General features: G+C 69.2%; 1 pseudogene. It reads left to right on the top strand.

What is annotated here, in order from left to right:
• Positions 1-568, top strand: a pseudogene (locus tag ACMX2H_RS18970) (hypothetical protein); the annotation flags it as partial.

The raw sequence follows: 568 nt of genomic DNA, 5'->3' as shown, positions 1-568 counted from the left end.
CCCGGGCAACCGCACGACCACCGGGAGCAGCAGCACCAGCGCCGCGACAACACTGGAAGCCGGACCCACAACCCAAGGCGAATCCGTCTCCAACACCGCCGCGGCAACACCCCTCCAAGCCGCCGCCACTACCCAACACGACACCGACGTCAAGAACACCGTCATCAGCGGCGCAGCCACCGGAAACGTGACAACCCAGGACACCGACGCCAGCGGCACAGCCATCGGGGAGGCACCCGCAGGCCACACAACCGCCGAAGAAGCGGCCACCGGGAACGGTGCCACCGGAAACCGTGCCGCCGGAAGCAGCGCCACCGGCAGGGGGTCCTGCACCTGCGGCGGCGGGAACACAACCGCCTCCGTCGCCGTCACCGCGCCGCTGACCACCCTGCTCGGGCTGGCCGAAGACCCCGGCGAACTCACCGGCTACGGGCTCATGACACCCGAAATGACCCGCAACCTCACCGCACTGGCCAAATCCTGGCTGACCGTGCTCACCGACGACTACGGCCAAGCCATCGCCGCCGCCAAAGACCTGCGCACCCCGCCCGAATGGCTCAAACGCCTC

The organism is Arthrobacter sulfonylureivorans (assembly GCF_047607445.1).
Taxonomy (GTDB): Bacteria; Actinomycetota; Actinomycetes; order Actinomycetales; family Micrococcaceae; genus Crystallibacter; species Crystallibacter sulfonylureivorans_A.
Note: the sequence above shows the minus strand (reverse complement) of the source record. Positions and strands in the feature narration are given on the sequence as shown.